Source organism: Hydrogenoanaerobacterium sp., from assembly GCF_032017025.1.
Taxonomy (GTDB): domain Bacteria; phylum Bacillota; class Clostridia; order Oscillospirales; family Ruminococcaceae; genus Hydrogenoanaerobacterium.
Window position 1 is genome coordinate 1 of sequence record NZ_DALZQO010000010.1, and the last position, 9384, is coordinate 9384.

Sequence of the window (9384 nt, forward strand, 5' to 3'; positions counted from 1 at the left end):
ATGAGCAAGCTATCCTGCGCCACCTTGGGGAAAAGGACGGCGTGACTCTGCGCATCTACACCAGACAGGTAACGGCGGCCGAGGAAAAACGAATCATCCACAACGCAGCCAATAAAAACCGCATGGATAAGAGCAGCACCAATGATCTCCAGCAGACAGTCACCGCCGAAAGCAATTTACAGGATGTGGTCACACTGGTGTCCTCCATGCACCGAAATCGTGAGCCGCTCCTCCACTGCGCTGTTTTTATTGAGCTGACAGCTCACGATCCCGATGCACTTAAACTGCTCCAGACGGATGTCCTGACCGAGCTTGTTCGCTCAAAACTCAATGTGGACCGGCTGATACTGCGCCAGCGGGAGGGCTTTCTCGCCGTAGGCCCTGCCGGACACAACGTGTTTGCCAGTCAGTTTGAACGGGTGCTTCCTGCAAGCTCTGTTGCAAACCTTTACCCCTTCAACTACAGCGGCAAGACCGATCCCCACGGTTTCTACGTTGGCCGTGATAAATTTGGATCAAATATCATCGTGGACTTCGATAAGCGTGATGATGACAAGACGAATGCGAACATTTTGATCCTCGGTAACTCCGGCCAGGGCAAGAGCTATCTTCTCAAGCTCATCCTCTGTAACATCCTCGAATCGGGCAAGTCCGTCCTGTGCCTTGACCCTGAACACGAATACATTGACCTTGCGGAGAACCTCGGCTGTTTCATCGACCTGATGAGTGGGCAATACCGAATCAATCCGCTGGAGCCTAAAACGTGGGATGAAGGAGGCAGCCCGGAGGACACCGATGCGCCCCAGGCATTCCGCCAATCCACAAAGCTCAGTCAGCACATTTCCTTTCTCAAGGATTTTTTCCGCTGCTATAAGGATTTTTCCGACCGTCATATCGATGCCATAGAAATCATGCTGGGCAAGTTGTATGAACAGTTCGGCATCAGCGACCGCACCGATTTCAGGAGCCTGAATTCCGAGGATTACCCCATTCTGTCCGATCTGTATGCCCTGATCGAAGCTGAGTACAAGGGCTACGACAAAACCAAATACCAACTTTACCCGCCGGAACTATTACAGGAAATCCTGCTGGGACTCCACTCCATGTGCATGGGCGCAGAAAGTAAGTTCTTCAACGGCCACACCAATGTGACCTCCGACCGCTTTATTGTGTTCGGTGTTAAAGGATTGCTGCAAGCCAGTCGGAATGTAAAAAACGCCTTACTGTTCAATGTGCTGTCCTTTATGAGCGATAAGCTATTGACTGAGGGAAACACCGCCGCATCAATTGATGAACTGTATCTGTTCCTGAGCAACCTGACTGCGATTGAGTATATCCGTAATTTCATGAAGCGTGTCAGGAAAAAGGAGTCGGCGGTAATTTTGGCATCTCAAAATTTGGAGGACTTTAATATTGAAGGCATCCGGGAACTGACCAAGCCTCTGTTTTCGATTCCGACTCACACATTTCTATTCAACGCAGGCAACATCGACAAGCAGTTTTATATCGACAGCCTCCAGTTAGAGGAATCCGAATACAACCTAATCCGCTTTCCCCAGCGTGGCGTCTGCCTCTACAAATGCGGCATTGAACGGTATAACCTTGCGGTTCATGCCCCTGTCTACAAAGAAAGGCTGTTTGGAAAGGCGGGCGGCAGATGAACATCGTTGGATACGGTGGAGGCACCAACAGCACCGCTATGCTGGTGGGGATGCACCAAAGGAATATTTCTGTTGACTTGATTCTGTTTTCAGACACCGGTGGCGAACAGGCGCACACCTATGAGTACCTGCCCATTATGAACCGCTGGCTAACCGCACATGGAATGCCGGAAATCACCGTGGTGGAATACACCGATGTAAACGGCGACCGTCTCACATTGGAGCAGGAATGTCTGCGATCCGGCACCCTGCCGGCCATCGCCTATGGGTATAAGAAATGTTCCCTCAAGCATAAGATCGCGCCGCAGGATAAGTTCTGCAACCACTATGAACCTTGTCTGGAGGTATGGGAACAGGGCGGCCGTGTTACCAAATACATCGGTTTTGACGCCGGTGAGGAACACCGAAAAACTCATGCTTTTGTTTATGATATTCAGGACAAAAAATATAAAAAGGAATATCCGCTCATCGATTGGGGCTGGTACCGTGAGGACTGTATCAGAGCCATAGAGCAGGAGGGTTTGCCATTGCCCGGCAAATCTTCCTGCTTTTTCTGTCCCTCCATGAAGCGGCGTGAAATCAGAACCCTGTATCATAAGCACCGGGATCTATATGACAGAGCCATCGCAATTGAACGGGGCGCCAAGCCTAACCTCATTACGGTAAAAGGGCTTGGGCGCAATTGGGCATGGGAGGATTTCGTGGAGGCAGACAAAAATCAGACTGCCATGTGTGCGCTGTTCCCTGAAAATGACATGCCCTGCGGATGCTACGATGGCGAGTAAAATTCAGAAAGAAGGTGAAAAAACATGGCAGACCCCGCAACCATTACGGCTGTTGCAAAAGCCGCCGCTGCTGCACTCTCGGATGAACGTACCCGAAAGGCCATCGGCTGGATTATTGCCGCCATCTTTTCCCCGCTCATTTTAATCATCGTGCTGGTTTGTTCCTTGCTCTTCGGTACCACCAACCACAACAACACCGCCGTGGAGCTGTGCTTCCACGGCGGTGTGATTCCGGGGAGTATGCCTGCGGATTACAAAGAATACATTGGGGATATGCGGCACAGCTTCACCCTCATAGACGGCGCCATAGCCACAGTAAATGCAGAGATGGAGGACGGCAACAGCCTTGACGAGTATCGGGTCAAGGCTATTTTTTATTCTCTGTTCTTCGGCGCTGACTCCCCATCACGAGTGGAACACCGAAAATACGTGGACTGTTTTGTAACCTACGAGGAACGTACCCGCACCGTGAAAAAAGATGACGGCACAACCTCGGAGGAAACCTACACCGTGGCGGTTCCCATCGCCTCCCTGTCGGAAATCTATAACAATATTAGAACGCTATTCGGCAGAGCCATCACCTATGAGGATCAGGCCAATGCTAACGAGATCTACTACCGCGCCTTATATGGTACTGGAGCGCCCACCGAGGATGACGATGCCACCATGTGGGAGGACTGGACGCCGGATCAGCTTGACAGTTTCTTTTCTGATTTGCCCATTGATGAAGTGGGTGCGGAAGCGGTTCGCCTCGGAATTTCCCGTCTTGGCGATCCCTACTCCCAAGAGCTGCGTGGGCAAGGGAACTACACCGACTGCAGCGACTTTGTTCGGTGGGTATACAGAAAGTTAGGCGTGAATCTCCCCGGCACGGCTGCGGCGCAGGGCAAATACTGTGTGGACAATGGGCTGACGATTTCCAAATCAAGTCTGGCTCACGGCGACCTTGTATTTTGGAGCCATAAGCCCAACGGCCGTTTTATGAATATTACCCATGTGGGCATCTATGCCGGGGACGGTAAAGTGGTGGATGCCTCATCCTCCAGAGGGGAGGTTGTCTATCGGGATTTATTTGATTCCGATAAGCAGGTTCTGTATGCCAGACCCTATGCCGAGGCACAAAGGGCCTCCGCCGATGGCTTTATTTCTCCGCTTGGCAATGGCTGGCGCTCCATGGTGACCTCCGAATTCGGACTCAGGACGGACCCACTCACAGGACAAAGGGCAGGACACACTGGTCTTGATCTTGGCGCCTCCAAGGGAACTTCCATCCGCTCGGCAAAGGCGGGAACCGTGAAGTCTGTAGTCTATGGCAGCACCGGCTATGGCTATTACCTGACCATCGATCACGGCGGTGGAATGGTCACGCTGTACGCACATTGCTCTCAGATTCTGGTCCGGGAGGGGCAAACCGTAAAAGCGGGTGAAACCGTTGCAAAGGTGGGTTCCACCGGGCGCAGCACCGGCAACCACCTCCACTTTGAGGTGAGAATTAACGGTGCGCAGAAAAATCCGAGAAATTATCTGCCGTAGACAGTCTGGTTTTTTCTTTCTGCTCTGCTGCACTAAAACCCATCAAAATCAACAGGAGGATTTCCAATATGAAAAAAGACGACGTCACTATACAAATGGATGCTGAAAAGCTCCGGGCGGTCAAACGCTACATGGAGAAGAAAAATGCGGACTTGGAACAGGAGCTTGGCGATGCTTTGCAAAAGCTCTATGAAAAATATGTTCCCTCCGCTGTCCGGGAATACATTGACGAAGGGTGCGAGGACACTCCTTCCACGGCTCCCCCTAAAAAACAGAAAGAAAAAAATAAGGCTACCCCGGCAGCGTCCCCCCAGCAGGATGCAGTTTAACCTCGGTATGAATCTGAGGCTTTAAATGAACAGGAGGATCACAATGGGCGATACATCAATAGAATTATGGCTGAATCAATATCAGTACGATGCGCTGAAGCGCATTCTTGCCGAAGCCGGAACCAGTGTGGAAACCGTGATGCAGGCACGGCTAATGGAATTTTATATGCAGACGGTCCCGGAACATGAACGGTTTAGCATCAACAACCGCATCGAAGGTGAGCGCCTTGCGGAAGAACGGCGTGCGGAAGAACGGCGCCGTTTTTCTGTTTTTCGGATCGTTGAGGACAGGCAGGCGCGGTGCATTGAATGTGAGCATCCCTTCGATTTGCTCAACACCGCTCTCCAAACCCGGCGCTATCTACGCCATGAGCTTGGCACAGAGAGCGCCTCATTCGCAGACTATCTTTTACAGTCAGGGAAATCCATTTCCGAAAAGGAGTATGCAGAGCGAACCGGGCAGTATATCGACGGCAGCCCCAATGTCACAGGAGTGTTTGACATCGACTTCGATAAAGGCGATTTCCTCACCGCCCAGCGAAACAGCGGCTGGACGGGATTTATTCTCAAGGATGTGATGACTGCCGTCTATCATGCCTACCGCAAGGAAGATCGCTCATTCAAAGAAAAATGGGGCATTTTTCTGGAGCGGCTTGACGGCCGACAGATGATCAACACGGCACACACTGCTGATGAAGATTTGCAAAACAGCCGGCGTTTATCAGAAAATGACATTCACTTCTCCGATGAAATTTCGGAAATGGACGGACGTCTCAACTTCTATATCAACACTGATTTTAATGTGGATCAGGTCTTCGGTACCCATGTGGAAACGACTGAGAACGATGATTGGCTCAATGTATACGCCAACTTTGATATGGAGTCCCGGCAGGTCTGCGATACGCTGGATCTTGTCCTCAACCGTGGGGACGGTGGGTGCGAAGAACTAACCTATCAACTGGACGATGTGGAAAAGGGTATCCTGCTGGAACAGATGAACGCCTATTGCCAAAAATGCGAGGGGCTTTCTCTGGACGCTTATTGCGACGGTCTCCAAGCCGAGGAAGGTCTGAGTCTCGGACAAGGCGGTCAGCAGTTGTAAGGGCAACCATGGGTTAGACGCTGGTTCTCTATGGTGTTCGGTTCTCATTCCTGGTTTCATCTTGACACTGTATCGGAACACCGATATAATATAATTGAGGTGATCAGAATGAGATTTGAACAACTTTTGCGGGAGAAAGACATTTCCCGATACGCTTTATCGAAAACCAGCGGCGTTCCCTGGGCAACGCTTGCGGATATTTATAACGGCAAAACTCGTCTGGAACGGTGCAATGCCGCCACGCTTCTCAAGCTCTCCAAGGCGCTGGATATGCCTCCGGAGGAACTGGTGATGGTGGATAACCGGCCCCATCCGGGTAACACAAACGGCAAACCGTCTGACAAAACCTACTTGGAAACCGGTTTGCCACCCAGTCTTCAAACGGCCATTGACGACTATCTCCATGGAGAAAAAGAACGGGTACTCCATTTGGACTGCCTCAGTGATGAACTGTACGGAGCAATCAACTCCAATCTTTGGAGCAGCACCATCACTGAGGAACAGGCGGACTATCTGCGGAAAAAATATTTGTATGGAACCGAGGTGAACACAGATGATTGATTTCACACCCTGTGTGGTGAATAAATTTAAGGCTTACGGCGGGGCAAACGGCAACAAGATCAATGTCCGCTACGGCGATAAAAGCTATATGCTGAAGTTTCCTCCCCGGCCGAGCCGCAACAAGGAGATGAGTTATACCAACGGCTGCATCAGCGAATATCTGGCGTGCCACATTTTTGAAGCTCTGGGTTTCAAGACACAGGAAACCCTTCTTGGCACCTATACCGACAGCCGGGGCAAGAAAAAAACGGTGGTAGCTTGCGGTGACTTTACCGAGGGCGGCAAGAAGTTGATTGAGTTTGCCCATCTGAAAAACACCTGCATTGACAGTGAGCAGAGCGGATACGGCAAAGAGCTGTCCTCTATTTTACAGGCGATTGAGGAACAAACCCTGCTGCCGCCAGACCAGCTTCGGGATTTCTTTTGGGATATGTTTATCGCGGATGCACTCCTTGGAAACTTCGACCGGCACAATGGTAATTGGGGTATTCTTGTGGATGAGCAGCTCCAAACCGCTGAAATTGCGCCGGTGTATGACTGTGGTTCCTGCCTGTACCCGCAGCTTGCAGTAGAAAATATGCAGACCGTACTTGACAGCGAGGATGAAATGAACAAGCGCATTTTCACGTTCCCAGCGTCCTCCATTGAAGAAAACGGCCAGAAAATCCCGTACTTTTCCTTCCTCTCTTCTCTGAAGAACGAAGATTGCAACGCAGCCCTGAAGCGCGTTCACCGCCGGATCGACATGGAGCAACTTGATAAAATCGTGGTGGAAACGCCGACACTGCTGCCGGTGCAGAAAGAGTTTTACCGGATCATGCTCCATGAACGTAAAGCAAAAATTCTTGATTACAGCATGGAGCAGCTCCTCGCAATGGAACAGAGTACCCAGGAGCAGACCGGACAGAACCTTACCATGTGACATCCACAAAAAGAAAGCGTCATCCCTTTTGAGAAAGGGCATGGCGCTTTTTTTGTTTATCCTTTCTCCGTTTTCGGTTGAGTGCATCAAAATTTTATTGCAATTGGTGATAGCTTTCCGAAAAAAAGTGTGGCATGGTGTTGGCGAGGCCACAGAAAAGGCCCCAAAAAATAAGAAGGAGCTGATAAAATGGATCAGATGAGAGCGCAAAAACTGCAGAAACAGCTTGCGAAAGAAGCGATTGCCATGCTGAGTCTCGGCGGTAACGCAGCTGATACCGGGACCCATGAGCAGACAATCACCCTGATGGAGAAAGCGTGGAGGCTTCCGGCAGAGGAAACTCAGCGGCTGCTCGGCTTTATCCAACAGGAAAAGGAAGTCATTCAAAGGCTGAATGCCGGCGAGGACGTTCCCCATATCGACATTGACAATGAGGATGTGCTGGAGAACTGGACTGGTCTGGAAACCCTTGAAGCACTGGAGGATTTGTTTGAAACCTCCCTGCACCTGGACAGCTATGCCGAGCGCCGGGTTATGTTCGACATGGCTGACATACTGAGGGAATGCCAGAACCTCCTGGATTGGATCACGCTGACCAAGGCAGAAAAGTCCCTGCCGGAGATGATTGCCGGATAACCCCATGGCATAGCTGAAAGAGCCGTCCTATAACGGGGCGGCTTTTTCAGTACCTGACGGGCACACGCCTTCCCCCGGCGTTGCCCCCCTGTCTGCCCCTGTGTGGGCTTTTACGATGCTGGGTGGCAGGTTTACCCACGAAACCGGCTAAAACCGATTGTGAGGGCTTTGTGCGGAGCTGTCAGGAATCTGCTATCAAGCCAGATTCCCATGCTACCTCCACGGTCGAAAAGAGAGCAGACCGGCTATGTATTCGTCAAGGGATATTTATTCAGGAAACACCGGCGGGTATACAAGGGGTGTAGGGCTTGTTATCACGAAGCACGGCAAAAATAACCGAAGCCATTTTCTTCGTAACATGTCCAATGATTTTCATATACCGCATACCCTCGGCGGATTTTTTCTCGTAATACGCGCGGAACATGGGATCTCTCATCACAGCGACGGTGGATGCCATCCAGAGTGCCCGTCGGAGGTAGGGCGAACCGCGTTTAGACATGTGGTTGCGTGTTCCAACAAAGTCACCGGACTGGTTCACCGTTGGGTCAATGCCGGCAAAGGCGGCGAGTTTGTCAGCGGATTTGAACCGGGAGATATCCCCAATTTCAGAAAGAATTACGGCACCGAGAATTGGCCCGATACCGGGAATAGAGGTGATGGTGGGGTTTGTTTCTTCCAAAAGGCGGAGAATTTCGGCGGTAACTTCATCGACCTGCTGCTTCATAAAACGGATTTGCTTGATGTAGCAGCTGATTAGGCTGGCGTAACAACCGCAGCTGTCCGGCACGCCGAAGGAGTTTTTTGCTATCTCCCGCAGCTCCACGGCCTTTCCCTGACCAAAGCGCCCTCCGCTCGCATTCTGCAGCACAGCGGTCAGCGCGGCTAAATTTGCTTTACTCAGCTTTTCCGGGGTCGGATATTTTGCCAGAACAGCGATAGAGGTTTCCACAAACAGACTGCTGAACATGGCTTCATACTCAGGAAAGCACTGATCAATCAGGGCTGTCAGCTTACGCTTCACATCAGAGACACTGTCCACCATGAAAAATCTGTTTCTGCACAGTTCTCTCAGGGCCTGAAGCTTCTCCTGTGAAACCGTCGTTTCCGAAAAGCGACCGAAGCGAATGACATCGGCAATGATGAACGAATCTTTGGAGTCTGTCTTTGCCTGACGGATATACATCCCCCGCAGCGCGTCCGACTGGATTGGATTGATGACGTGAACCCGGTATCCCTCTTTGCTCAGGCGGGTATACAACGGCAGCCAGTAGTGCCCGGTGGACTCCATCCCGAAAGAAACGGCGGCACGATCCCGCGTAACCCTGCGGACAAAATCAAGCAGCTTGTTATACCCGATGCAGCTGTTCGCAAAGGAAAACGATTTCTGTACCACAGTGCCCTCTTCATCCATGATGACCGCTTCATGGTTTCTCTTAGCCACATCAATCCCAACGATAAAATTCACACAATCACCTGCTTGTTAAGATTTACAGACAGTCCTCACAGTCTTATGGATCATAACCTGCTTCGACATGAGCGGAAGGCAGCGCCCCCGCATCCGGCTCATAAATGAAATCCCATAAGATAGAGGCCTCACTCTGCTTACAGCGGACCGTTTAGCCGCACGGATAAAGAAGAGAACCTCTGTCTGCATGGACCAATTATATCATCACCCCTCTTGGGGCGTTGATACCAGCGTGCTCATCCGGCAGGGTCTCACTCTGCTGATAGCGAACCATTGTCTGCACGGAGAAAGAAGAGAACCCCTGCCAAGATGAGCGGATTATACCAAAACTCAAGCTGAGCATTGATATCCAAAAGGAATGAATATGCACTCTTTTCCCCTGGTCGATAT

Annotated in this window: 10 protein-coding genes; 8 read left to right on the forward strand and 2 right to left on the reverse strand. The window is 51.0% G+C overall.

Annotated elements, in window-relative coordinates; translation table 11 throughout:
* The 8 genes from RTV33_RS07580 to RTV33_RS07615 form a co-directional block, all read left to right on the forward strand.
* Positions 1-1661: helicase HerA domain-containing protein (locus RTV33_RS07580; RefSeq protein ID WP_312643099.1), on the forward strand; the 1661-nt coding region annotated here is incomplete at its 5' end.
* Positions 1658-2446 (forward strand): hypothetical protein, encoded by a 789-nt coding sequence (locus RTV33_RS07585; protein ID WP_312643101.1) that lies wholly within the window; start codon positions 1658-1660, stop codon positions 2444-2446. The genes RTV33_RS07580 and RTV33_RS07585, both read left to right, overlap by 4 nt.
* A gap of 42 nt (positions 2447-2488) precedes the next feature.
* Positions 2489-3979, forward strand: a complete 1491-nt coding sequence (locus RTV33_RS07590) for a peptidoglycan DD-metalloendopeptidase family protein (RefSeq protein WP_396327236.1) — start codon at positions 2489-2491, stop codon at positions 3977-3979.
* A 68-nt stretch (positions 3980-4047) separates the two neighbouring features.
* Complete coding sequence (locus tag RTV33_RS07595) at positions 4048-4308, forward strand: DUF6103 family protein (RefSeq protein ID WP_312643105.1); 261 nt, start codon at positions 4048-4050, stop codon at positions 4306-4308.
* A 43-nt stretch (positions 4309-4351) separates the two neighbouring features.
* The gene (locus RTV33_RS07600; RefSeq protein ID WP_312643107.1) at positions 4352-5410 is read left to right on the forward strand and encodes a hypothetical protein; all 1059 of its coding nucleotides are present in this window, start codon (positions 4352-4354) and stop codon (positions 5408-5410) included.
* A gap of 108 nt (positions 5411-5518) precedes the next feature.
* Entirely contained in the window at positions 5519-5971 is a 453-nt protein-coding gene (locus RTV33_RS07605) for a helix-turn-helix transcriptional regulator (protein WP_312643109.1), read from the forward strand.
* The gene (locus RTV33_RS07610) at positions 5964-6893 is read left to right on the forward strand and encodes a HipA domain-containing protein (RefSeq protein WP_312643110.1); all 930 of its coding nucleotides are present in this window, start codon (positions 5964-5966) and stop codon (positions 6891-6893) included. The genes RTV33_RS07605 and RTV33_RS07610 overlap by 8 nt, the downstream gene beginning before the upstream one ends.
* Positions 6894-7082: 189 nt before the next feature.
* Positions 7083-7529, forward strand: coding sequence for a hypothetical protein (locus RTV33_RS07615; RefSeq protein ID WP_312643112.1), 447 nt, complete (start codon positions 7083-7085; stop codon positions 7527-7529).
* A 271-nt stretch (positions 7530-7800) separates the two neighbouring features.
* Here RTV33_RS07615 and RTV33_RS07620 read toward each other — a convergent pair whose 3' ends face one another.
* Positions 7801-8994, reverse strand: coding sequence for an IS110 family transposase (locus RTV33_RS07620; RefSeq protein WP_312643114.1), 1194 nt, complete (start codon positions 8992-8994; stop codon positions 7801-7803).
* 196 nt (positions 8995-9190) lie between these two features.
* The coding region (locus RTV33_RS07625) for a hypothetical protein (protein ID WP_312643116.1) at positions 9191-9384 on the reverse strand (194 nt) is incomplete at its 5' end.

Excerpts from the sequence above, each read along its gene's own strand:
- RTV33_RS07605 (WP_312643109.1), top strand. The coding sequence starts at position 5,519 with ATGAGATTTGAACAACTTTTGCGGGAGAAAGACATTTCCCGATACGCT.
- RTV33_RS07610 (WP_312643110.1), top strand. The coding sequence starts at position 5,964 with ATGATTGATTTCACACCCTGTGTGGTGAATAAATTTAAGGCTTACGGC.
- RTV33_RS07595 (WP_312643105.1), top strand. The coding sequence starts at position 4,048 with ATGAAAAAAGACGACGTCACTATACAAATGGATGCTGAAAAGCTCCGG.
- RTV33_RS07585 (WP_312643101.1), top strand. The coding sequence starts at position 1,658 with ATGAACATCGTTGGATACGGTGGAGGCACCAACAGCACCGCTATGCTG.
- RTV33_RS07615 (WP_312643112.1), top strand. The coding sequence starts at position 7,083 with ATGGATCAGATGAGAGCGCAAAAACTGCAGAAACAGCTTGCGAAAGAA.
- RTV33_RS07600 (WP_312643107.1), top strand. The coding sequence starts at position 4,352 with ATGGGCGATACATCAATAGAATTATGGCTGAATCAATATCAGTACGAT.